Raw genomic sequence first — 24,059 nt, 5'->3', positions numbered from 1 at the left:
TAACTTCGCTCGTAAGGACGACCTTAAGAGCGCAGCCTCGCTACCGTGCCATCCTCTCGCAAGGCGGCCTTCGCCGGAGGGTATCCAACCATCCGTGGTCACGCGCAATCCTGCGAATTGTCAAGCGGAGACAACGATCGCGGCACCAAGCAAAGTGGCGAACCCGATTCTGCTCGGGAGATCCCAAAGCTCTCCGAACCCTATTAGATCCATGAAGCGAAACACGGCGCCCTGAAGCAGGTAAAGCAGCAGTGTGCTCTGACCAAGCTCCACCGCAACAAAGCGAGCTACGCGAGTTGAATGGCCAACTCTCCAGCATAGGAACATAAGCTGCATTGTGACTGCAGAAGTTGCTACGGAGCCAATGAACATCAGCAACACTTGTCTCGCCGACTCTCCATCGTAGATCGAAACGAGATTGTTGTAGACGTAAGTCCCTTCCCCAAACAAGAAAGCACACTCACGGCGTGCCGAGCAGCTTGGCCAAGGAGCCGCACTGGGGCCTCCGGAGTGAGTGTTATCGCTCAAGCAGCCACGTCGGCGCGGCCTAAAATCTTCGATGAGCGCGTCAGGAGAGCGTCGATCTCCACATTTCTTCCAGGAGATCGTCCCCACATCATCATGGCCACGGCTCTAACGGGCTGGTGCCCTCCCTTTCCCGTTTTTTGTCTCGATGCTCGGTTGCGCCGCCCGCCGGGGCAAGGCAAAAAAATCGTCGAGGCTGAGCCCCCACTGCGGCTTCGGCGAAATATTCATCCACGGGTTCGCATCACCGCGGGCAGCGGGCGAGTTCGTCGATAGGAGTGCGGATGGAAGTAGGCGATGCACATCGTCACCAGCGGCTCAGATTGTGTGAGGTCCACGGCTCGCTGGTTTCCGCCGACGACGGCGCGGACGGCATCGGTATGCGCAGAGCGGGTCCGTCGGCTTGGCGTCAGTTTCGGGGCAAGGGGCTATTGCTGGTCGCGCGGCGCTGAGTTGGGCGGAAGGATCGACGGCGCAACCCGGGGCTCCCGCGCGACGAGCAGGTTTTTTTCCCGGTCTGACCTGGCCTCGACTCCAGATGTCGCGATGACCGACGTGGCCGGCGCGATTGAACGGGTCTCATGCCCAAAGCTGCCTCGGTGCCCAGTAGCGGCACCGCATGACCCACCCGGCGCTGCTCGAAGTAAACCGCGGCCAGCCAACATCCGAAGGTGCGCCAGACCCGATGTCGCGGCGGCCTGATGGCTCCGGCGCCGTGCCGCGGCAGAAAGCTGCCGATCTCGTCTGGCATGGTCGCTGACCGCATCGTCACCCGGGCCATCGCAGCGACTTTTCTCCGTTACAAAGTCCCCGCGGGACGGACTGCCAGTTCACGCCAGGGCCAACAGCACCCGCAGGGGCGGCCGCCGCGTCTGCCGGTCCTGCGAGTAGAATAAGATCGGGAAGTGCGGCTTCATCCTCGATGCCAGAGCTCGCTTCGCCGTACCGCGGCCGCCATAGCCCCTTGCGCTATCACGAGTCAGCCCACCTTTCTAGCTGGCAGCCATCGGGAGCCGATCCGCAACCACAGGGCGGCACCTGTCGGCCCGGCTTCCGTGTCAACGCAGAACATGATGCATATTCCCAGCGCTTTTTGACAGAGCGAACTACAAAATGCAGAACACTGACTCTCCGCCAAATGAATGCTGCGAGCAAGCAGCAGGCGGAGGAACTCCGTCTGGGCTGAGTACCTGTTTCAACGTGAACAAATAAATTGTAGCCAGTTCACGAAACGCCAGGCCCGCTCCTCTGCCGTCCGATCGTCCAGGAAATCCCCTCGGCGCGCACCACGCCAGACACCTCCTTGCCGATATGATGCTCAAGCACCGGCCGCCAGGGCACCAGCGTGAACTCGCGCGATTTCTCGATGACAGCGTATTTTCCGCCGGCGAGCTCGACGCAGCGGCGCAGCGTACCGTCTATTCGATTGCCATGCTGCGCTTCAGAATACGAGAGCCCGAGTTCGTCCGAGAGCTGACTGGCAACACGGTTCAGCTCTCGTTGGCGCAGCATTGAAAGCATGTTGGCGCGATAGATGACCCGATCCTGCGCATCTTGGGCAAGACCTTGCGCGATCAGCCACTGCTGTCGGCGGGCCTGGACCTGACGTACTTCTCGACCGAAGCCAGAGTCGCGCAAGGACTCAGGGTGGGCTGATACCAGCTCCTGGTCGGTCCAGGTGGCGCCGTCAAAGCCTACTTGGCTCTCCAGCGGCATTGATGAGAGCTTGCCGACGACAACAGGCTGGGCCCTCGCTCGTTGACGCTCGTAATCCGCGACGCGGTTGAGATGGTCGGGCGCGACTGTCCATGTGCCGTCCGGCTCGCGCTCGACGCCACCGGTCGCACGGCGGATCGCCTCCAGTCGCCGCACGTGCGTTTCGGCAAAGCGTTCGGTGGCTGAGGGGTCATGCTTGAGATGGATATCGATGCTGTAGCGCCCGTCGTTGACCGTGGCGATGCCGGCAATTGTGCGGTCGACTTTTCTTGGCCCGGTGTCCCTCGGCCTGATCCGCACTATGCAGCCTTCTGGTGTCGGTTGGGTGGCCTCGCCTTTGCCGATATCAAAATAGTGGCTTTTGCCGTCCACGCCGTCGACGACGAGGTAATGGCGGTCAGTGATTTCGTCGGCCAGCCCGCGCCCGACGACACGTCCGACCACGGTTTGGGCCGACCCGTCGGATCGATCGTGGATAAGATAGTCGGCGGCACTGCGGACGAGCCCCTTGCCGGTCAGCTCGCGATGGATGGTCTTGACAATGTCGCCGCGCTCGCCGATGCGGCGTAGCGTGGCTTCCAGCTCATCCTCCAGGCGCCAGCGACCCGAAGGCATCTCCTCGGCGAGGCCCATCCGCTCGAGCTTGCGCAGGCGGCCCTGGTGCAGCGTCTGGCGAAAGGTGTCTCGGCTGGCTGGTGAGACATGCCCCTCGTCGCGCATGCGCATCAACTGCCGGTCGATGCTGGTGAAGCGTTCCTGCTCCATCTCCTGGCGCAAGCGCTGCTCGATCTCGCGGTCGGTGCGCGGGCCAAGGTCGAGGCTAACCAGTTCGGCTGCGCGCTCGCGCAGGCCAGAGGAGATGTAGTCCCGCGCGATGACGAGGTTTTCGCCGTGATCGTCCCTGCCGCGCACGATGATGTGGGTGTGAGGATGGCCGGTGTTGAAATGGTCGACGGCCACCCAGTCTAGCCTGGTGCCGAGGTCTTCTTCCATTTGCGCAATGAGGCGCCGGGTGAGCAGCTTCAGGTCATCATACTCGATACCGTCTTCAGGGGCGACGATGAAGCGGAACTGATGACGGTCACCGTTCGCGCGATCGAGAAAGGCCCTGCCGTCCGCGTGGTCTTTGTCGGCAGCGTAGAGCTCGCCACGCTCGCCTTCCCGGGTGACGCCGTCGCGCTGGAGGTAGCGGAGGTGCGCACGAGCTCCGTCGACTCCCTTGCCGGCCAGCTTGACGATGCGTGCCTTGACGACTGCGCGCCGCTGCCGAAACGCCGCGTGGCGGTCGCGTGCTCTAAGAACGGCGGCAGCAGCCCCGCCGCGCCCCACCCGGCTTCCGATGAAGCGGCTGCCGCGTCCGCTCCTGCCGCCTGCTCGGTTGACCGCGGCCTGGACCTGGCCAGCGTAGCGTTTGCCCGCCTTCGAGCCGCGCGAGCCAATTTTGCCGAGCCTCGGCGTGAATTCGTCATCCTGCATGCGGCCTCCGATGAACCAGCAGCAAAATCAGAGGCTTGCGCGCCAGACCCTCCTGGACCCGCAGGCAACCTCCCGGGAAAACGATGTGCAGACAAACACTTCGCCGCCTCAGGAGGCGATGCCTTTATCTTGCCTTCCGCGGACCTGCCTCCCTGCCCCCCGCCCGAACCACGGTAGCCGCTGCCCTCACCTGCGATCCGGCCGGCCTGACCTTGCTCGCTCCGATCCGAGCGGCACCAGGATTTGGCCATTCGGGCCGGTCACGGAAACACCGTTTCGGAGGAAAAACAGCGACTGCCCGGACGGGATTCCCGGCGCGGTTTTGGAAGGGGATTTGTCGGTGAGCGCGTCCATATCGGCGGCCGAAATGCCCGCCGCCTTGACCTCTTCCAGATACGAAACCGTCTCGCTGGGCAGTGGCCGCCCACGCTGCAAATGCTGTTCGTAGCGCTCCGGCCCGGCGTTATAGGCTGCAAACAGGCCTGGAAATCCGAAGCGGTCATACATGGCGCGCAGATAGGCAGTGCCTGCCAGAATGTTGTCGCGAGGGTCGTGCGGGGCGGCTCCCAGGCCAAGCTCTGCGCGCAACTCCTCGTAGGTGCCTGGCATCACCTGCATGAGGCCAATGGCGCCGGCGCTCGACGTGACCGGCCGCCCATTGAGCGTCGTCTGCCCCCGGCTTTCGGCATGCATGACGGCATAAATCCAGGTCTGTGGAATGCTGAAACGCCGGCTTGCTTCGGCTACGAAGGGCTGCCATCTTGCAAGCTGCGGACTATGGGAGATGACGACCGGCTTCGTGTTGGTCGCGGCGGAACAGGCGCATGGTGCGAGAGACACCATGCCCAGCATCAGGAGGGTCACTCGGTCCATAGCGGCACGAGCCTCCCGATGATATTTTTGGTCGGCACCGGCCCGAAATAGCGGCTGTCGAACGAGCGATTTTTATCGCTGCCGAGTAGGAAAACCTCGGCATCGGCGAGCTTTCGGCAGGCATTCCACCAAGGCAGCGGACGGTGCTGCGTGTCGGTTGCAAGCCGGCGCGCGACAATCTCGCCGCCGATGATGATGGCGTCGCCGAAGGCGCAGACATGCTCGCCAGGCAGCGCGGCAAGGTGCTTGACCAGCGGCACGTTGCTGGGCAGATAGAAGCGTTCGGCGGCCAGATCGACGACCGGTTTTGGCGGGCGGACGAGTACGAGATCACCAAGAGCCGGCGATCCGGACGCGACGCGATAGAGGCCGACCGGCGCACTCGCCGAGGCGTTCCAGACCAGCCAGGGCGATGGTTTGCCGAAGGCGGCGAAGCCGATCAGGGCAAGGCCCATCGTGGCCACGGCGGTCGTCTTGCGCGCCCGAATGCGCCGCAGATGGCTGCCGATCAGATGGATGGTGGGACGCCGGCTCATGAGCGGCCTCCCTCGCCGGCCGAGCCGGAATCGTGCCCGCCGTCCTCGGGCCCGGTCTCCTGCGCGTGCCCCTTCGACCAATCGTCGAGTTCGTCGATGTGATAGCGGACATAGCGGCCGTGCTTGCGGAATTGCGGGCCGCCGCCTTTGAGGCGCATCTTCTCCAGCGTGCGCTGGGACAGCCCGATATAGAAGGCTGCCTGCGCGGTATTGAGAAACGGACTGCCCTTCTTGGCGCGGGCTGCGCGATCGTTTACGTCGTCCATGATGATCCTCGTTTCGCTGCGGACAAGCGAAGGCGAGGATCGGCGAGCGAGATCGTTTTGGGGACGGGCGAAGAGTGGGGGGCGAGTTTTCGCCGCCCCCTTCGGCGGCCTCACGGGTCCTGAGAGAGGCCCCCGCGCCGGTGGCGGCGCGGGGCTTTCCGGATCGGCCGGTCAGTCGACCGGATTCCAGATGATGGCGTAAGTGTCGTCGTCATCCTGGCCGGCGGCGCGGCCGAGATTGGCGTAGAGCTTGCGGGGGCCAAACTCGGGGGCGGCAATCGACAGGCTCACATAGTCCTTGCCGGAGGTCTCGCCGGTGCGGATCCAGCCCGCACCCACTTCGATCCCTTGCGTCAGCACCCGGAAGTCGGGATGGGTGTCGGCGCTCTTTGCCTGATTGGGCACGATATCGATGTCGGCGCGGACGCTGAGCGTCTTGAGCTGGCCCTTGTAGCCGCCGTTTTCCTGTTTGGTGACGTATCCGATCGCGGTCATTTCCAGTCTCCTCTTGGTGCTCGCAGGGGACCATTCCCCTGCGATGGCGGACCGTGATGGGCGCGTCCGGACCGCCGGAACCGGGACGGCCGCAGCGATAGCGGAGGACCCGCGCGGGCAGCTTTTTTGAAGCGAAGCGGCGCGAGGAAGCCGCCGCAGGCGGCGGGGAAAAAAGCTGCCGGCGAGGGTTTCGGGCGGGCCGGATCCGCCCATAGGTCGACAGCCAGCCGCAGGGGAATGGTCCCTGAGACACAATGGAGACAGGTGGCGCGATCGGTGACACAAGAAGCCGGCGGCAGTGCAGAGCGCCGGCTGCGCGGGCTCTGTCGGCAACCGGATCGGACAATTGGCCCCATGCGCCTTTGGCGCCTCAGCAAGCAACCCGGCGCGGTGCGGGGCTGCCGAAATGGGGCGAACTGGCGTCGGAATTTCTCGCGCGCGGCACTGGCTCGACAAGACGCCCAATCGGCAGCCGGCGTGGCCCGTAGCGGCGCGCGCGACCTGAGCGGCGGTAATCGAGAGAACCGCCGCTCGGGCCCTGATCGACTATTCGCGCACGAACAGCGGCTGCACCTGTGTCCACTGATCGGCGGTGCGGAAGCCGCCGCGGCTGGTGTAGCTTTGGGCCGGGAATTTCATCCAGCGCGGCAGCCAGGTCTCGACCCTGGGGCGGCCATTCTCGCCCGCCAGGAAGTCGCGGATGATGTTCTTTTGCGTCTTGACCTTCTCGGCGACATTGCCGTCCGCGACCAGCTTGCCGCCGACGTCGGCCAGCATCGAATTGGCGATTTCCTTGTCGCGCAAGAGGTCGAAGAAGGCATCGTCCGGTTGCCACCATATGCCCATGTCGACGTTCAGGTGGTTGCCGAGCGCCTCGATGACGGCGCTGCCGGCTGCAAGCGTCTCGGCCATGACAAGGGTGAGAACGCGCATGACATCGTCGTCGCAGAGCGCCAAGAGGCGCGCGAACACGCCGGCGATAGCAACGGCGTCGCCATTGCCGCCGGCGACCAAGCTATCCTCATCCGGTGATCCGAGCAGGGCCAATACCTCGCGCCGCTTTTTGCCGAATGCGGCTTCAGCCTTGCAGCCGGCAAGGCTGGCAGTCACCGTCTCGTTGGCTGCGCGCTGCGGCTCGGGCCGCACCTGCCACAGGCCCGAACCGGTGATGGCGTGCGCCACCACGAGGCGCAGCGCCACGGCGGGATGGTCGAGCATGGCCGCGCGCACGGCGGCATGGCGATGCAGATCGATATAGTTCTGCATCGGGCCGGTGACTTCGGGGCGCGGCAGCTTGGCGGCTGTTTCTTCTTGCTCGCCGCCCTCGCGGGCGCGGCGGGCTTCCTTGCGTGACAGCCAGCCCTCGTGACACTCGACCTCGCCGCGATGCGAGACAGTGATGACGATCTTGCCGCCCTTCTTCTTCGGGGTCTTCTCGTGGTCCCATGCGTGGAAATACTGGCCCGGTTCCAGCAGCACAACCTCGCTCCAGCCCTCGTTGAGATAGGTGTCGCGTTTGGTGGCAATCGCTTCGTTCTGCTTTTGCCAGAACAGGTCGGCATCGGCGAAATAGCTGTCCTCGCCGAACAAGTCCGAGGTGATCAGGCCGGGATACTCCTCGATGGCAAACAGCGCCACCTTGGTGGAAATCGACTGGCCGCCGAACAGCCATTGCTTCAATTGATAGCCACGCGGCGCGTATTGATCGGGATCGGCACAGAGTGCCAGCCAGTCCTTCTGCTGCGCCTTGGAAGCCATGGTGAGATGGCGCACCGTCTCGGTATCGATCTCCTCGCGCCGATAGGCTTCGCGGATTTTGGGCAAGAGGTCGCCAAGCGCCAGAATGCGTTTGACCTTGAGATCAGTGATGCCGAAGGTCACAGCGATGTCGGGAACGGTGCGGCCTTGCCTGACAAGCCGCGAAAACGTCTCCCATTGCGATACTTCGTCAGGATCGAGGCGGGCGAGGTTTTCTATCAGCGAAGCTTCCAGCGCATCGGCGTCGTCACCGTCCTCCATGATGGCGCAGGGCAAGGGATCGCCTTCGCCGCGCTCGTCGGCAAGCGATTTCGCGGCGAAATAGCGCCGCCTGCCGGCGACGATCTCGAAGGTTTCCGGCTGGCCGTTCGGCCGCACAAGGAGTGGCACCAGCACGCCGCGCGCACGCACGGAGGGCAGGATGTCGGATATGTCGGGCGCGCGTTTTCCATGGCGCATGTTGAGCGCGGAAATGTTGAGCTGATCCAAGGGAATGTGGGCAAGCTGCATGGTTACTCTCCTTTTGCTTTGGTTAAGGTTGTCCCCGCCGCAGAGGCCGAAGGCCGGCACGGCGGGACGGTTTTTGCGCCTATCGGCGCTGCTGTTCCGCCGTGTCGGGCGGAAGCTCGGAATGGGGCTTTGATAGGGCGTCTGCTGCTTGCCGCAGCAGTCGCTCGGCCTCGCTGACGTGGCCGCAAATGCGGGCGGCTTCGGCATAGACGGAGAGCGGAAAGCGCGCTTGGAAATGCAGGTCGCGCTCTATGCCGAGGCCAAGCGGACCTTTTACGGATGCAAGCTCGGCCAGACTGACGCTGCCAAGTTCGGGGAAGCCGAAGCCGAGATCGCAAAGACCGAACAGAGTGTCGCCATCGGCGTCGAGTTCGCTCAGAAGCCAGGTCGCGGCACCTGTCGGATTAAACAGTTTCACAACGGGAAAATGGTCGATGTCGGCGCCGGCGGCGCCATGGGCGAGCAGTCGTGCGCGCTGTGGATTGGTGATCAGGATCATGGAAAGACTCCTTGTCAGAACGGGTCGCGTTGATTTCTTGCGTCCGGCGGGAGAAAGGCTCCCTGGACCTTCCTCTGATCCGCCTCACCATTAAGAGGCCGACTTCGAGCAGCTTTGCGCCGCGCGCGGACACATCGGCGCGTCCATCAGGAGGGTTTGCCCGCGTGGTGATGGGCTGGACGCCAGGAATGAGCATCTGCTCCTTTGCGGCGTCGGCTCGGTCGCGGCCAGTTGAGGATCGCGCATCGTCATGCCGCAATCCCTTCTTGCGCCTCGCCTTCGGCATCGGCCTGAAGGCCAAGCAGGAAATCGGCGGCCTTCGAGGCGAGGCTGGCGGCACGGAAGATGGCGCGGTTGTCCTCGCGCAGCACCTTCAGCCATGAGCCGATGTAATCGGCGTGACGCACGATCGGCTCGATACCGAGATTGCCGCAGACGAAGGCGGCAGCGATTTCGGCGACCAATTCTTCACGCGCGTAGGCCTTGGAGCCGAACGAGCCGGAGAGGTCGCGAGCAAGTCGCGTCGGGTGGCCGGTCCAGTGGCCAAGCTCGTGAAAGCAGGTTCGGTAATAGTCGATCTGCTGATGGAACGCCGGCTGCGGCGGCACCTGAATGTGGTCGCTGCCCGGCATGTAGAAAGCGCGATCGCCGCCGACCCTGAAATCCGCACCGCTGGTGCGAATGAGCGTCTCGGCCTGCGGCACGATCTCGCTCTGAGGCAGAGGCTCGGCGGCGGCATGGAGCTCTTCCGGAAGATTATCGCACTGCGCGACATTGAAGACCGTGAAGCGCTTCAAAAAAGGCACCGCCAGTGGTGCATCGCCCTCGTGGCGAGCGCGCTCCTTCTCGTCCTTGGGGACAAAGCGGTCGGCATGCACGATGGTCGTGCCGCGCTCGCCCTTCCTGACGTTGCCGCCATGGGCAAGCGCCTGCCGGAAGGTCATCCAGTTCTGGCTGGGATAGCTGCGCTCGATGACGGCGCCCCACAGGATGAGGATATTGATGCCGGAATAGGTGCGCCCCGTGGACGCATTCCTCGGCAGGCCAAGGCCTGCTTTTGCGCTGCCCCATGGCTTGACCCATGGCACGGTACCGCGCTCCAGTTCGGCAATGATGCGGTCGGTGATCTCCTGATAGAGGCTGGCGCCCGGGCGCCTGCCCTTGCCTGCGCCAGCCTCTGTGCTGGTGGTACGCTTGCTGTTTGCACGCATGTGTTATCCTCCGCTCACCAATCGCCGCGCCTTTCCCCGGAAGCGGGGTGGGCGGCGAGTCGCGACCGGAAAGGCCCGCCGTGGTACGCGGACCGCATCCGAAGGACCGGAACGAAGAGGAGGACCCTGAGCGGCACGCGAAGGGTTGCGGGCTGCCGCGGCGGGCCTAGAAGGGAGTGCCGCCCACCCCGCGCCCACCGGGAAAGGCCAACCGACAAACCGCGCCGCCCGCAAGGGCGGCGACCGTCTCAGCCCGAAGGGCTGCCCACGCCAAGGGGCGAAGCCGAATGGCCGAGACCGCCTGAGCTTGCCGAAGAAAAGCGGGCTCGGTTCACGAGCACCTGATGCGCGTCGTCAGGCGCGCGGGCGCCCGCTAGGACCGGAGGCTGGACAGAATCTCGCACGGATCAGCGTCAAGGGCCGCAGTTATGTCGAGAAACTCGATGACGTCGAGACGCCGCTCTGCGCCCTCGTACTTGGCCACGAAGGATTGGGGACGACCAAGCTTGTCAGCCAGCTGCTTCTGGGTCAGGCCTTTGGTCTTGCGCAGCAAAACCAGCCGGGCCAGGAACCGCTGGTGGCGGGGCGATCGAAGGGATTTGGGCATGGAGGCGAACCGGTCGGGTAAAGACCGGATCAGCGACTAATCCCGGTTTCGGATTATCCCATTTTGGGATATACTGCGTGCGCTCACAGGCGAGATCCGCAGGCATGAATGGACCAATGGGAACAGATGAGACGCGAAGCTCAACTTTGAGCGATGAAGTCCCCTGGTCGGAGAACCTCACGAGCTACGACAGGGAGCATTTCAAGATCTACCTGCGGATCCTGGATGCCTGCGCCGACAATGCCAGTGAAAAGGAGATGGCCGAGCGCATTCTCGGCATCGACCCGTCCATTGACCCGGTCCGCGCCCGCAAAGCTCTTCGCAGCCATATCGACCGTGCGAACTGGATGATGACGACCGGCTACAAGGAACTGTTCGCCGGCTGATGCACAGCGCCCACTGCCACGTGTTTCGAGCAGGCAAGTCTCTGTAGCCAAATTCGGCAGCGCACGGCCGCGACAGCCGGCGCTGCGGGAGCGGTCACAACTGGTTCGCGTGCTGTTTGACTGCCATTTCCAGTGCTTGCATCAAAGGCACAGCCTTGGAGAAGAGGAAGCCTTGAGCGGTTCGGCAGCCAAGCTTGTGCAGGGTTTGCCGATCCGCCTCTGTTTCGACGCCCTCGGCCATGACCTCGATCCCGAGCATGTCACCGAGTTCGATGACCGATTTGACAAGCAGTCGGTCCTCTCTGGACTTGGCCAAGCCGCGAATGAAGCCCTGGTCTATTTTCACCTTGCGTATCCGGCGATCCTTGAGAGATGCCAAGGTAGAAAAGCCGGTGCCGAAGTCGTCGAGCGCGATGGAAATACCGGCATGCGAAAGCCGTCCGAGCTTTTCATCCACTCTGTCCGGGTCCACCGGCGATTCTTCGGTAATCTCGATTTCGAACATCGTTGCAGGCAGGCCTCTTGCCGCCAGACCATCCAGAACCATGTCGTCGATATCGCCGGCTTCCAGTTCGCGCGGGGAAACATTCATCGCCACACGAATGTTACGACGGTCAGCTTTCACCAAGCCGTCGATAAAAGCACAACAGTCGGCGAATACCGTTTGCGTCAGCAGCTGAAGCATTCCGGTTTCGCGTGCGGCTGTGATGATTTCGGGTGGAGAGATGGCACCATGTGTCGGATGGGACCATCTCAGCAAGGCTTCAAAACCGACCACGGCCTCGGTGTCGAGTTTCACGATCGGCTGGAACCAAGGTTGCAATCTTCCCGTCTTTATCGCCGAATGAAGGTCCCGTTCGATGGACTGGCGGCGTTGGAGTTCCCGGTCGAGTTCGGCATCGAACAGGCAAAATTCGTTCCTGCCATGGCGCTTGGCCGTATAAAGGGCGATATCGGCCCGCAACAGCATTTCAGTCAGGCTCGACGTCTGCGCCAAGTATATCCCTATCGATGCCCCGACGCGCACGGACGCGACCCCGATATAGGGGCGAGCAATTTTGGCTATGATATTGGAGGCGAGATCACTGGCAGAAAGCGAAGCTCTCGTTGAGGGAAAAACCAGCACGAATTCATCGCCGCCGATACGAGCGAGCGTTGAGCCTTCCGGTGCTTCCTGCTCTATGCGGCGGGCGATCATGACAAGCAGTTCATCACCGGTCCTGTGACCGTAGGTGTCGTTGACCGATTTAAAGCCGTCCAGATCAATCAGCATTGCCACGAAGGGGCCATCCGCGGTCTTGAACCGACCGATGGCGTGTTCAAGGCCCCGCCTGTTGAGAAGGGCGGTCAAATGGTCCTCCCTGGAGTTGCGCTCCATTTCCGACGCAAGTCGCTCTGCCTCATGTCTCAGGCGGCTTGCTTCGCGGAAGCGCGCCTGCCCAACAAACGAAGCTCGGACCAAGCCGCCCATGAAGAGCAGAACGGTGAAAGCCAGAATGTAGCGTTCAAAATTGCCTTTCGCCAAAAGGCACGCCACCGTGATGAGGAGTGGAGGTGTGATGAAGCTGGTCGCCGCAGCGGCATACGAACTGCCATATGTAACCGCACCAGCTGAAATGCCCGCCAGTATGACCAGATGCATCGGTGCTTGTGGTGTTGTGTATCCAACAGTCAGCACGGCCGGGAAGGACCAGGCAAACCCTGCCAGAAGGGCAAGGACGCCAAACATGCGAAGGCGCGGCAAAACGCCAAGCAAATCCTGATGGCGCCCCGTTTCCTTTAGCTGAAAACGCGCGAGTGCAAGCCGGGCGGCATTTAGCGCATTGACGACCAGGAACCAGCTTGCAGCGGCAAAGCCGCCGCCAGAAAGGGCCTGCACCCCGCAAATCAGGCCTGACAGGATCGCGCTTATCGGCATCGACACGAAGAGCCCGGCCCTCAGGTCAGCAAGCTGATCCTGACGGATTTTGGCCTCCAGCGATTCTTCTTTCTTTAGGGGTGCCATGAATGGACCAGTTTGCTTCCGTCATTGTTCGCGAGGACCAAACCTATGCAAGCCCACTGAAGGACGGGTTAACTACCCAGCGAGGGTACCCAGTGCGCTCACCATGCTTCGGGTCACACCTTTGGCTTAGCATTGCCGAATCATCAAGGTTTCGCCCGCGCGCGTGCCTTGATCCGAATCATGCCATGATCGGCAACGTCACCAGGAAGCAGCCTTGCCCGCGACGCCGCGAGCCAGCAAGACAAAGAAGCCGTGCCGAGACAGCGCTCCAGAGCGGCAGCGCTCTGTGCGATTCACCGCCTGAGCATGGCCGAAATTCCATGGCGGACAAAGGGAAGATGTTGGGCAAAGCGGAGCCCAGCATGTCTTGCAAGCCGTGCCGCCGGGTGCTCGCTTGAGTAAAGACCGACAAGCATGTTGGTGGCATGATAGAGCGGCGCCGCCGACAGCCGCAGCCGGTTTTCGTATCTGCCGAGCATGTCGGGATCGGCAATGTCGCGGCGGGCGCGACATGCTGTCAGTATTTTATGAGCGAGTTGATTCTGGCCGCTTAGGCCTATGTTGAAGCCATGCGCGGTCACCGGGTGCATGCCGATGGCAGCGTCTCCTATCAGTGCCGCACTCGGTGCCGAGAACTTGTGCGCCCAGGTCGTGACCAGCGGATAGGCATGGCGGGTGCTTGCCAGGGTCATCTGCCCGAGGCGTCCTCGACACCGGTTCATCAATTCCATGAGGAACAATTCGTCATCGAGTACAGACAGTCTATCGGCCTCGATTGAGCGCAAAGTCAGAAGCAGCGACGACACGCCTTCCATGAGCGGCAACATCGCTATGGTCTGATGGTGGTCGAACCATTCGACCGCGATCTGGTGATGGAAGCGCTCGTGCCTCACTCGGCAAATCAGCATGGAGTGGCCAAGCGGATGGATGTTGGCGCCAATGCCGAGCAGGTCGCGCATCGCGGACAAACGCGAATCCGCTGCGACGAGCAGCCGAGCGGCCAATTGCCTGCCATCAGAAAGCGCTATGACCGCCTCGTCGTCGCTGGTTGTTGCATTGACGACCGAGTTGCCGCACAGCAGCCGGGTATGATCCTGGAAGTAGACAATTTTGAACAGGGCATCGCGGATCCGACAATTTGGGACCAGAAATCCGAGTGGTTCCCCAGATCCGCTGGGAGTATCGAAGCATAGGGCGAAAGGGCTCGATCCGTTGAGCACGCGCGCGCCATGAAGCGGTGATTTGTCCGATGCGGGGATGGCATCCCAGGCGCCGAGCTCGCGAAGGATTCTCACTGATGCGTGGGTCAGCGCGATCTCGCGACCGTCGAAAGCCGGATTCGCCAGGCTGTCGAGCGATTGCCGTTCAACCACTGCCACCTTGAGTCGGCTCCGGGCGAGCGATGCTGCGAAGGCAAGTCCGACCGGCCCAGCTCCGACGACAATGATGTCGAATGTGTCGACAGAGCCGGCCATCAGCGTGCCGCCATAGCGTCTATCTGCGATACGAAGCGCTCTTGAAGCATCGCAATCACCCACGGTTTGCACATTTCCCCAGCGTCGATAGACATGCGTTCTCCGTTGGAAGCCTGGTCAATGAAACCACGCCGACGAAGAGATAACGCTGATCTGGATCAACCAGGCTCGATAACCCGGCAACGGCGGGTTCACGGTCGAGTGGTCGATTGCCGCGAAAACGTTGGATGTCTAGGCATTCTGAATGGTCGGCTTCCCAATCGCGTGCCCCTCCTGGCCAAAGGTTCGGCAACGTATTGTGGCTGATCCGTTCTTCGCACGCGCGCCGATATCGTCACAACGCGGGCGATCGCCAGCTAAAGATTCGGTCGATGACGACCAGCATCCGCACAGTCGTTGACGCCGCCAACCCGTTCAGCCTCGCGGCTCTTCCCGATCGATAAGGATCCGCTGGGCGGAGCCGTCGAGATCTTCGTATTGGCCGCTCTTCAAGATCCACAGGAAGCCCCGGTCCAAGCCCCACCAAAACAGGGAGCGGCCATCGCATTCCCTCAGGACGGGCGTCTTCGCTGCCGACAGCGTGCTCGCCAACCATGACGGGCGCTATCCGCCGAAGCAACTCGCCGACGGCCTCATGTCCAAACGATGTGGGAAGGGAGCAGAACCAAAGGGACTCTGCTTGGCGTCCCCGCTTTTTTCGCAGCTTCGAAACCGTCACCGAACGGGTCCGTACTGAGGAGGAGGCCGTCCTTGACTTGCCCGACGCCGGCAACCTTCTCAGCCGCAACGATCGCTGCCTTCCGCTGACGCTCGTCGACAATCGCCCCCTTCAGTTCGACAAGGCCGTCGCTGACCCTCACATCGATCAAGTCACCACCGCTCCAGGTTTGTGACTGCAGTTCGGCAAGTATCGCGTTGCGGATCAGGTCGTCATCGGGTGGCGTGGTGCCCTGTTTCGGCATGGCGCGGATCAGGACAAGCAGCAAATCGGTTCGCGTGATGATGCCGACGACCCTTTCCCGATCGACAATCGGAACATTGTTGATGCGATGTTGCATCATCAAGTCGACAATATCTGCAATCGAGGCGCCAGGAGGCGCCGAGATGACGGGTGTGGTCATCACCTGATGGATGATCCGTCCGTTCGAGCGCGCATAGTCTTCGGCGACTGTGCCCGGGCCAAGATCAAACTCCAGCCAGCGCGGACGCACACGCTGGGTCCCAAGTTCCTCTCGGCGCAAGAAGTCGCTTTTGCTTACAATGCCAATCAGGGTGCCGTCGCTGTCTGCTACCGGCAGGCAGCTGACCTTGTTTGAAAGCATGAGCTCGACCGCTTGCTCGATCGTCGCGTTCGCATGCGTCGTGATGACTGGCTTTGTCATTATGGATTCGGCTTGCATCCTCACCCTCCTGATCTTTCGTCGGACGACGATAGGACATCCCGACCCCGCGGCGCGTTGATCTGAGTCACTTGGAACGAGGAGGATTCTCCGCGTCGTCGTCGCTGTCGATGAGAATGCGCTCCGCCGCGCCATCGAGATCCTCGTACTGGCCGCTTCTCAACGCCCACAGGAAGCCGGACAGGCCGAGTGCACCAAGGAATAGCGCTACCGGGATAAGGTAGACGAGCGTCGTCATGAGGATTCGGTCAAGGTGCCGGCCCGCGCGCGCCTGTCTCGCCGCGCAATTGCGGACGACGCACCCGTTGCGAGGCCTTGCAGACGCATGGCATTTCCAATCACGAGCAATGACGAGGCTGACATCGCGACCGCCGCGATAAGAGGCGTAACGTGGCCTAGAATGGCGATCGGCACGGCAACAGCATTGTAAACGATAGCAATTGTTATGTTCAGTCGGATCAGACGTCCCGCCTTGCGCGACACGTCCAACGCCAGCGGGATGGCCAAGAGGCTTTCGCGCAAAAAAACGAAGTCGGCTGCATTGCGGCCAATGTCGGCGGCCGTGGCGGGTGCGATCGAGACATGCGCAGCGCTCAGCGCCGGCGTATCGTTGAGCCCGTCGCCAACCATCAGAACGTTGTGCCCGTCTCTCGCCAGGCTCTCGATGCGCTCAACCTTGCCGGACGGGAGCAGGCAGGGAACGAAGTCATCGACACCAAGCGCGCCCGCAACCTCTGCGCAGGCTTTCGCGGTGTCGCCCGACAGCATCTCCACGCACATACCAGCGTTGCGCAGTTGATCGATCGCTGCCCTGGTGTCGAGGCGCAGCGCATCCTCGAAAACGAAGGATGCGACAATCATGCCGTTTTTCGTCAGGACTGTTCCGCCGTAGCCATGTTTGCCTTCGCCGCCGGTTCGAGCCTTCCAGCCAGCCCATCCGCGTCTACCCAGCCGCCAGGTGCTACCGGCGGCTGTGGCTTCGATCCCGAAACCCGGGTGCTCGGTCACCGCGTCGAATTTGTGCTGGCTGCTGCTGACGGAAAAGCTGGCAATGGCCTTTGAATATGGATGACGCGAATGCGCGGCCAAGCTGGCAGCGATTGCCAGCATGGCGGGATCAATCGAAGCTGCGTTGACGAGCCGTGGCTTCCCAAGCGTGAGCGTCCCGGTCTTGTCGAACACGGCTGTATCGATCGTCGCCAGGCGCTCCATGGCCGAGCCGTCCTTGACCATGATGCCGTTTTCGAACAGGCGCCGCGCGGCCACCACCTGAACGATTGGAACGGCGAGGCCAAGCGCGCACGGGCATGTGATGATGAGAACAGCGATTGCGATCGTCATCGCCCGGTGCCAGTCGCCAGTCACCGCCATCCAGCCCAGGAAGGCTGCCAAGGCGGTGAGATGAACCACGGGCGCGTAGAGTGCCGACACGCGGTCGGCGATACGGCGATACCGGGCGCGACCACCTTCGGCGGCCTCTATCAACCGAACCGTTTCCGCCAGGAACGAATCCTTGGCGGCCGCTGTCGCCTCAATCGTCAGCGGACCGGTGAGGTTGAGGACACCGGCCTGCACAATCTCCCCTGGCGCGACGTTTCGCGGCGTGCTCTCGCCAGTGACCAGTGAGCAGTCAAGATCCGACGCTCCATGAACGATCGTGCTGTCGACGGGGATTCTCTCGCCGGCTGCAATGAGCAGTTGCATCCCCGGTTCGATTTCGCCAACCGGCAAATAGTCCCGTGCGCCATCGCCGCGCAGCACCATGGCGCCACGCGCAGCCAACTGTGACAGGTTCTTTACCGCGGTCCGCGCGCGTTCGCGCATCACGTGATCGAGCGTGCGGCCGATCAACAGGAAGAACAGCAGCGATACCGACGCGTCGAAATAGGCGTGGTCGCCATGGGTGATCGTCTCATAGAGGCTCATGGCGTAGGCCAGCGACACGCCGACGGCGATCGGCACGTCCATGTTCATGCGGCCGTGGCGCAGCGCATTCCACGCCGACTTGAAGAAGATCCCGCCGGCGAAGGCCAGCGCAGGAATCGCGATCAACGCCGAGACCCAGTGGAACAGGTCGCGGGTCGCGCCCTCAGCGCCGGACCAGACCGAAACCGAGAGCAGCATGATGTTGCCTGCCGCAAACCCGGCAACAGCGACGGCGCGGATAAGCTCCGAAAGCGTCTTGTCCTTTGCGTCGATCTCGGCTTCGAACAGATGCGCCTGGTAGCCGAGCCGCCCCAGCACGGCTACGAACGGTGGGACAATGTCGCCGCGCCACCGGACCGAGACCCGCTTCGTTGAAAGGTTGACGCGAGCGGCCTCGACGTGAGCGAGTTTCCCCAACGCAGCCTCGATGCTCTGGATGCAGGCACCGCAGTGAACCGTCGGGACCGAAAGGTCGGTCTGATGAAGATCATCGCCAAGCGATCGGCTCGCCAGCCTGACTTCCTGGCTTGACGGCAGGACTGAAGTGGGACTGGCCAGATCCAACGCCATTTCAGCACCGGGTGCACAACAGCTCATTGCAGCGCTCCATGGGAGATCATGATCCTGCGTACATCGCGATAAGGTCTGGCCAGGCCGGCTTCGGCGTCGATTTCGACAATCCACACACCGTCCCTTGGCATGTGCTGCGCTGCAAATTCCTGGCCCGAGGCGGGGGCGAGCGTGACGGACTCATCCTCTTTCTCGTAAGCGGGATGGCGAAACAGCGCCTTCACGCCATGCAGGGGAACCGGTTTGCCGGCGGCGTCGGTGAGGCCATACCGGACTTCACCCCATGCGACGGTCAGCTTTCCGGTCCAGCCGAGGGCTGCCTGCGCGCGCCCTTCCTCGGCCTTTCTGTTGAATTGCTGGCTCGCCACATAGGTGTTTTCGACGACAAGACCGGTCCAGCTTGTGTTGGCAAGCGTCGCCATCGTCAGATTGACCGCGATGACCACGCCGAAAAAGGCGAGGATGATGGCCAACATGTGCCTGCCGGTGAATTCGCGGGGTTTTCGCGTGGTGGCGTTCATCTGGCGATCTCCGGCGCGTTGAAGGTGGCGGTGTATTCGTTGGACTCGAAGCTGACCTTGTCTTCGACGCGGAATGTGAAGGTCTGCGCCTGGCCATGAATCTGATCGGCGGGTAGGCGCACGAAAACCTTCAACATCTTCAGCCGGTCGGGTTCGACCTGGACCGCGAAGGAGCGATCGGCGGGGAGGTCGACGCCAACGATGCTCATCTCCGCGCCTGGCAAACCCCCGAGGGTGACGATAATCGTTCTCGGTTCGGGGATCATGTTCAAGAGCTTGACGGTATAGCCATTGCGGATCGAGCCGTCCGAGAGCGTCACGAATTGCGGGTTGCGGTCGTGCAGGACATTGATCTCGAGCCGGTCGCGCGTCAGCAGCGAAAAGAGCAGGCCCAGCCCGATGAGCGACCACATGGCCATGTAGACATAGGTTCGTGGCCGAAAGATCTTGCGGATATGGAAAAGCGCCACCCTGTCCGAAAACAGGCCGTCATCCGTCCTGACCAGTGATGGATCGACCGAACTGGCGCCGCCGGCGGTGGCCAGGATCATGTTGGCGTTGTAGTCGGAGAGCGTCGCGTAGGAGATCAGTCCTCGCGCTTTGCCGAGCTTATCCATGACGCCGTCACAGGCATCGATGCAGAGCGCGCAGGTGATGCATTCAAGTTGCTGACCGTCGCGTATGTCGATCCCCATCGGACAGACGGCGACACAGGCATTGCAGTCGACGCAATCGCCGACGGGATGCCCTGCGGCAAGAACCTTCTTGACGTGACGCGTGCGCGGTTCGCCGCGCCAGTCATTGTAGGTGACGGTGAGCGAGCTCTCGTCGAGCATGGCTGCCTGGATGCGCGGCCATGGGCACATATAGGTGCAGACCTGTTCGCGCATCAGCCCGCCAAACGTGTAGGTCGTCGCCGTCAGAACCGCGACGGTGATGTAGGCGACAGGCGCTGCCGTGCCGGTGAAGAGTTCGCCGAGCAGCGTCGGCGCATCGGCGAAATAGAAGATCCATGCGCCACCAGTCGCTGCGCCTATGACCAGCCAGATGACGTGTTTCGATGCCCGCAGCACAAGCTTACGAGTGGTCCAAGGACCGGCATCGAGCTTGATGCGTGCGTTGCGGTCGCCCTCGATCGCGCGCTCGACGACCAGGAACAGATCGACCCATACGGTCTGTGGGCATGTGTAGCCACACCATGCACGGCCGACGGTTGACGTGATCAGGAAAAGACCGACGCCGGCCATGACCAGAAGGCCGGCGACATAGTAGAATTCCTGGGGCCATATCTCGATGAAGAAGAAATAGAAGCGCCGGTTGGCGACATCGAGCAGCACCGCCTGGTCGGGGGCAAACGGACCGCGGTCCCAGCGCAGCCACGGCGTGAGATAGTAGATGCCGAGCGTGATCGCCATCACGATCCATTTGAATCGGCGAAAGCTGCCAGAGGCCCGCTTCGGGAAGATCTTCCTGCGCGCGGCATACATTGGCTGGTGGGCGGAGTTGACCGTCGTGGGTTCGATCCGTTCTATTTGCGTGTTATCGAGCACGAGAAGCTCCAGTCATCAGCGACGATTTCGCCGGAAGCCGACTCATCGGTTCTGGATGATGCCGAGGCCCGGCTTGCGCCGGGCCTCGTCGCTTGGCGGGAGGGGGAGGACGAGAATAGGCTTCTTTCCTATTCTCCGCCGCCAAGCGAATGGATGTAGACCGCCAGTTCCTTGACCTTGATCTCGCCGAGGCGCGCGCCCCAAGCCGGCATCACGCCGTGTTTCGGTGCGGTTACCTGGGCGGCGATGGCCGCTTCGCCTGACCCGTAGAGCCAGATGGCGTCGGTCAGATCTGGAGCGCCGAGTTCCTTGTTGCCTTTTGCATTGTCGCCATGACAGGCCACGCAGTTTTCGGCAAAGACCTTTGCGCCCGGCGCGACCAATGCTTGATTGACGACGGCCCCCGACAGACTGGCGACGTAGGCGCTGACCTGTTTGATCTGGTCGGCGGTGATGATGTCGGCAAAAGCGGGCATTTCCGACAGGCGCGTATCCGGATCGGAGGCAAAGCGAATGCCATGGGTGATCGTCTTCTGAATCTGGTCCGCCTTGCCGCCCCACAGCCAGTCGTCGTCGTTAAGGTTGGGGAAGCCCTTGGAGCCCTGGGCGCCGGAACCATGGCACTGCACGCAATTGAGCTTGAACGCGGCACCGCCGGCGGCGACGGCGAATTCGCGCAGCGTGTCGTCCGCCGCGATCTCCGAAACACTTTTCGCTTCTATCGCGGCGACATATTTGCCCTTGGCCGCTTCAGCCGCGGACAACTCGTTCCCGACATCGTTGCGGCTGGAGTAGCCGAGCACCCCCTTGGTTGCCGTGTGCAGCAGAGGCCATGCCGGATAGGCGATGGTGTAGCCGATCGCCCAGACTATGGTGATGTAGAACGTCCAGATCCACCAGCGCGGAAGCGGGTTGTTGAGCTCCCGGATGCCGTCCCACTCATGACCGGTGGTTGAGATGCCGGAAACCTCGTCGATGTGATCGCTGCTCATGATCAGTCCTCCTTCAGAGGAATTTGAGCTGCTTCGGCGGCTTGCCTGCGGCTTCCGGGACGAAGTGCAAAGGCAACGGATCCGATGAAGAAAAGAGCCATGGCAAGTAGGCCCCAGCTGTCGGCAAACTCCCGCATGAAATTGTACGTCATGGCCATTGTCCTCAGCGGTAGCCGGCGGTCTCATCGTAGTTCTTGAAATCGACCAGCGTGCCCAGCATCTGGAGATAAGAAACCAGCGCGTCCATTTCGGTGACCTGTTGCGGGTTGCCGTCGAAGTCGCCGATCTTGGCCTTGGGGTAGCGGGCCTGGAGGCCGGATGTGTCGGCGTTGGGATCAGCCTGCGCCATCAAATCGGCATTGGCGTTAGCGATCATGTCGTCGGAGTAAGGGACGCCGACGCGCCTGTTGGCGACCAGATGCGTCGAGAAGTCCTTCACCGCGATCGGCTTGTCCTTCAGGAAGGCATAGCTCGGCATGATCGATTCCGGCACCACGGACCGTGGATCTGTCAGGTGATCCACGTGCCACAGGTTGGAATACCGGTCGCCAACGCGGGCGAGATCCGGTCCGGTGCGCTTCGATCCCCACTGGAAGGGGTGGTCGTATATCGACTCGGCCGCCAGGCTGTAGTGGCCGTAGCGCTCGACCTCGTCACGGAACGGCCTGATCATCTGGCTGTGGCAGAGGTAGCAGCCCTCGCGGACATAGATGTTTCGCCCGGCAAGTTCGAGCGGCGAGTAGGGGCGCATGCCTTCCACCTTCTCGATCGTATTATCGAGATAGAAGAGCGGCGCGATCTCGACGATGCCGCCGATTGTCACGACCAGCAGCGACCCGAGGAGGAGAAGTGTAGCGTTCTTCTCGATAACCGCGTGTCTGTTCATCAACCTCATTTTCTGTCTCATCATCGCGCAAGCTGGAGGGCGGGGGTGGAGCGCGGCATCGGATCCTGCTCGCGCCGGTAGCCGAGGATGGTCATGGCGATGTTCCAGGCCATGATCAGGGCGCCGGAGAGGTACATGGCCCCACCGATGGCGCGCATGATGTAATAAGGATGCATCGCGGCCACGGTTTCGGCGAAGGAGTAGACCAGGAAGCCCTGCTCGTCGTATTCGCGCCACATCAGGCCCTGCATGATGCCGGACACCCACATCACCGCGGCGTAGACAACGATGCCAAGCGTCGCCAGCCAGAAGTGCCAGGTCACGAGGCGCAGCGAGTAGAGCCGTTCACGGTTCCACAGCTTCGGCACCATGAAGTAGATTGCGCCAAACGAGATCATGCCAACCCAGCCGAGTGCGCCCGAATGGACGTGCCCGATGGTCCAGTCGGTATAGTGCGACAGAGAATTGACCGTCTTGATTGACATCACCGGGCCCTCGAAGGTCGACATGCCGTAGAAGGCGATGGCCATCACCATCATGCGGATGATCGGGTCAGTGCGCAGCTTGTCCCAGGCGCCCGACAGCGTCATCAGGCCATTGATCATGCCGCCCCATGACGGCATCCACAGCATGATCGAGAACACCATGCCGAGTGTCTGCGCCCAGTCAGGCAAAGCGGTGTAGTGCAGGTGATGGGGCCCGGCCCAGATGTAGAGGAAGATGATTGCCCAGAAATGGACGATCGACAGGCGGTAGGAATAGACCGGCCGGTTGGCCTGCTTGGGCACGAAATAATACATCATGCCCAGGAAGCCGGCGGTCAGGAAGAACCCGACGGCATTGTGGCCGTACCACCACTGCGTCAGGGCGTCCTGGACGCCGGAAAATGCAGAATAGCTCTTGGATCCGAGGAAGGAGGCCGGCATCGAGAGGTTGTTGATCACATGCAGCATCGCGATGGTTACGATGAAGGAGAGATAGAACCAGTTGGCGACGTAGATGTGCGGTTCCTTGCGCTTCAAGATCGTGCCCAGGAAAAGGATCAGGTAGGCGACCCAGACGATGGTCAGCCAGATGTCGACATACCATTCGGGTTCCGCATATTCGCGGCTCTCGGTGATGCCGAGCAGATAACCGGTCGCGGCCATGACAATGAAGAGCTGGTAGCCCCAGAACACAAACCAGGCGAGATCGCCACCGAACAGCCGAGCGCGGCATGTGCGTTGGACGACATAGAGAGACGTGCAAAGCAACGCGTTGCCGCCGAAGGCGAAGACGACGCCCGAGGTGTGCAGAGGCCGCAAGCGGCCGAAGTTGAACCAGGGCTGTATGTTGAGATCGGGATAGGCAAGCTGCAGCGCGATGACCACGCCGACAAGCATGCCGATGACACCCCAGAACATGGTGGCGATGGCGCCATAGCGGATTGGACCATCCATGTAGGCGGACGGGTCGATCGGAGCGGCAGGCTTGAACTCAGTGTTACGCAGTAGGATCGCAGTGAAGCCAGCCAAGGCGAAGAACAAGACCCACATATGCTGGCGAAAGGGTTCATCCACCCCAGCGCCAGCCGCCACCAAAGCCGCGAATGCGAACAGGCTTAGAAGCACGATTTCTTTGCCGAATTTCATCGCAAGCCCCGATTTCCAATTCCGGCGGATGCCAAACCGCGGTGCCTTATTGCGCAGCCGTCGCCTGCTCGCCCTGATCCATGTCAGAGCCGCACCATTTTGCAGAACTTGACGCACACAACCGTCCCCGGTCGGGCCCCGGGGTGCGGAGGCGACCGCGGGCGTGTGGGGGAACGCACCTTCTGCGACGCTGGAAAGCAGGTCGATGCCTTACCGAACGCCGATCGTTCAATGCCTTGGACCAG

The 24,059-nt window shown here is 62.1% G+C and carries 22 protein-coding genes and 1 pseudogene; 1 reads left to right on the top strand and 22 read right to left on the bottom strand.

Translation table 11 applies throughout. From position 1 onward, the window contains the following. Positions 1-40: 40 nt before the first annotated feature. The 10 genes and pseudogenes from NKH22_RS29360 to NKH22_RS29310 form a co-directional block, all read right to left on the bottom strand. Positions 41-460 (bottom strand): annotated as a pseudogene (locus NKH22_RS29360) (nodulation factor fucose acetyltransferase NolL); the annotation flags it as partial. 1,289 nt (positions 461-1,749) lie between these two features. After that, positions 1,750-3,717, bottom strand: a complete 1,968-nt coding sequence (gene rlxS, locus NKH22_RS29350; RefSeq protein WP_352912125.1) for a relaxase/mobilization nuclease RlxS — start codon at positions 3,715-3,717, stop codon at positions 1,750-1,752. Positions 3,718-3,903: 186 nt separating this feature from the next. After that, positions 3,904-4,590: a lytic transglycosylase domain-containing protein gene (locus NKH22_RS29345; RefSeq protein WP_023806669.1), complete on the bottom strand. Its 687-nt coding sequence runs from the start codon at positions 4,588-4,590 to the stop codon at positions 3,904-3,906. Beyond that, positions 4,578-5,126: a S26 family signal peptidase gene (locus tag NKH22_RS29340; protein WP_352912123.1), complete on the bottom strand. Its 549-nt coding sequence runs from the start codon at positions 5,124-5,126 to the stop codon at positions 4,578-4,580. The genes NKH22_RS29345 and NKH22_RS29340 overlap by 13 nt, the downstream gene beginning before the upstream one ends. Continuing rightward, positions 5,123-5,392, bottom strand: a complete 270-nt coding sequence (locus NKH22_RS29335) for a helix-turn-helix transcriptional regulator (RefSeq protein ID WP_352912121.1) — start codon at positions 5,390-5,392, stop codon at positions 5,123-5,125. The genes NKH22_RS29340 and NKH22_RS29335 overlap by 4 nt, the downstream gene beginning before the upstream one ends. A gap of 171 nt (positions 5,393-5,563) precedes the next feature. Next, the gene (locus NKH22_RS29330) at positions 5,564-5,887 is read right to left on the bottom strand and encodes a DUF736 domain-containing protein (protein WP_023747246.1); all 324 of its coding nucleotides are present in this window, start codon (positions 5,885-5,887) and stop codon (positions 5,564-5,566) included. A 546-nt stretch (positions 5,888-6,433) separates the two neighbouring features. Next, positions 6,434-8,155 (bottom strand): ParB/RepB/Spo0J family partition protein, encoded by a 1,722-nt coding sequence (locus tag NKH22_RS29325; protein ID WP_286456154.1) that lies wholly within the window; start codon positions 8,153-8,155, stop codon positions 6,434-6,436. Positions 8,156-8,234: 79 nt separating this feature from the next. Further along, positions 8,235-8,654 (bottom strand): DUF2958 domain-containing protein, encoded by a 420-nt coding sequence (locus tag NKH22_RS29320; protein ID WP_023822536.1) that lies wholly within the window; start codon positions 8,652-8,654, stop codon positions 8,235-8,237. 248 nt (positions 8,655-8,902) lie between these two features. Next, positions 8,903-9,865, bottom strand: a complete 963-nt coding sequence (locus NKH22_RS29315; protein WP_352912119.1) for an ArdC family protein — start codon at positions 9,863-9,865, stop codon at positions 8,903-8,905. 373 nt (positions 9,866-10,238) lie between these two features. Continuing rightward, positions 10,239-10,472, bottom strand: a complete 234-nt coding sequence (locus NKH22_RS29310) for a helix-turn-helix domain-containing protein (RefSeq protein ID WP_023694857.1) — start codon at positions 10,470-10,472, stop codon at positions 10,239-10,241. 104 nt (positions 10,473-10,576) lie between these two features. On the opposite strand from NKH22_RS29310, the gene NKH22_RS29305 reads away from it, so the two are divergent. Beyond that, entirely contained in the window at positions 10,577-10,858 is a 282-nt protein-coding gene (locus tag NKH22_RS29305) for a DNA -binding domain-containing protein (protein WP_081725593.1), read from the top strand. 94 nt (positions 10,859-10,952) lie between these two features. On the opposite strand, the gene NKH22_RS29300 is transcribed toward NKH22_RS29305, so the two are convergent. The 12 genes from NKH22_RS29300 to ccoN form a co-directional block, all read right to left on the bottom strand. Further along, the gene (locus NKH22_RS29300; RefSeq protein WP_023822534.1) at positions 10,953-12,863 is read right to left on the bottom strand and encodes a putative bifunctional diguanylate cyclase/phosphodiesterase; all 1,911 of its coding nucleotides are present in this window, start codon (positions 12,861-12,863) and stop codon (positions 10,953-10,955) included. Between the two features lie 293 nt (positions 12,864-13,156). Then, positions 13,157-14,338: a 5-demethoxyubiquinol-8 5-hydroxylase UbiM gene (gene ubiM / locus NKH22_RS29295; protein ID WP_352912117.1), complete on the bottom strand. Its 1,182-nt coding sequence runs from the start codon at positions 14,336-14,338 to the stop codon at positions 13,157-13,159. 414 nt (positions 14,339-14,752) lie between these two features. Further along, positions 14,753-14,869, bottom strand: a complete 117-nt coding sequence (ccoS, locus tag NKH22_RS29290; RefSeq protein ID WP_373420163.1) for a cbb3-type cytochrome oxidase assembly protein CcoS — start codon at positions 14,867-14,869, stop codon at positions 14,753-14,755. A 101-nt stretch (positions 14,870-14,970) separates the two neighbouring features. After that, positions 14,971-15,738 carry a CBS domain-containing protein gene (locus NKH22_RS29285; protein ID WP_352912115.1) on the bottom strand — a complete coding sequence of 256 codons (768 nt, stop codon included), beginning with the start codon at positions 15,736-15,738 and terminating at the stop codon, positions 14,971-14,973. 67 nt (positions 15,739-15,805) lie between these two features. Continuing rightward, positions 15,806-15,976, bottom strand: a complete 171-nt coding sequence (gene ccoS / locus NKH22_RS29280; protein ID WP_023816687.1) for a cbb3-type cytochrome oxidase assembly protein CcoS — start codon at positions 15,974-15,976, stop codon at positions 15,806-15,808. Continuing rightward, entirely contained in the window at positions 15,973-18,261 is a 2,289-nt protein-coding gene (locus NKH22_RS29275) for a cation-translocating P-type ATPase (protein ID WP_352912113.1), read from the bottom strand. Before NKH22_RS29275 ends, ccoS (NKH22_RS29280) begins: the two co-directional genes overlap by 4 nt. Then, positions 18,258-18,755, bottom strand: a complete 498-nt coding sequence (locus tag NKH22_RS29270) for a FixH family protein (RefSeq protein WP_023731970.1) — start codon at positions 18,753-18,755, stop codon at positions 18,258-18,260. Before NKH22_RS29270 ends, NKH22_RS29275 begins: the two co-directional genes overlap by 4 nt. Continuing rightward, complete coding sequence (gene ccoG, locus NKH22_RS29265) at positions 18,752-20,305, bottom strand: cytochrome c oxidase accessory protein CcoG (protein ID WP_352912111.1); 1,554 nt, start codon at positions 20,303-20,305, stop codon at positions 18,752-18,754. The genes NKH22_RS29270 and ccoG overlap by 4 nt, the downstream gene beginning before the upstream one ends. A 128-nt stretch (positions 20,306-20,433) precedes the next feature. Continuing rightward, positions 20,434-21,297: a cytochrome-c oxidase, cbb3-type subunit III gene (ccoP, locus tag NKH22_RS29260; protein ID WP_352912109.1), complete on the bottom strand. Its 864-nt coding sequence runs from the start codon at positions 21,295-21,297 to the stop codon at positions 20,434-20,436. Positions 21,298-21,299: 2 nt separating this feature from the next. Then, positions 21,300-21,449 (bottom strand): cbb3-type cytochrome c oxidase subunit 3, encoded by a 150-nt coding sequence (locus NKH22_RS29255; RefSeq protein ID WP_352912107.1) that lies wholly within the window; start codon positions 21,447-21,449, stop codon positions 21,300-21,302. An 11-nt stretch (positions 21,450-21,460) separates the two neighbouring features. Continuing rightward, positions 21,461-22,192, bottom strand: a complete 732-nt coding sequence (gene ccoO, locus NKH22_RS29250) for a cytochrome-c oxidase, cbb3-type subunit II (protein ID WP_352912106.1) — start codon at positions 22,190-22,192, stop codon at positions 21,461-21,463. An 11-nt stretch (positions 22,193-22,203) separates the two neighbouring features. Further along, a complete protein-coding gene (gene ccoN / locus NKH22_RS29245) occupies positions 22,204-23,814 on the bottom strand; it encodes a cytochrome-c oxidase, cbb3-type subunit I (RefSeq protein WP_352912104.1) in 1,611 nt (536 codons plus the stop codon). Positions 23,815-24,059: the final 245 nt, after the last annotated feature.

The organism is Mesorhizobium sp. M1252, assembly GCF_040318265.1.
In the GTDB taxonomy this organism is placed as follows: Bacteria; Pseudomonadota; Alphaproteobacteria; order Rhizobiales; family Rhizobiaceae; genus Mesorhizobium.
The sequence above is the reverse complement of the archived record's forward strand: the minus strand, read 5'-3'. Positions and strand labels throughout refer to the sequence as shown.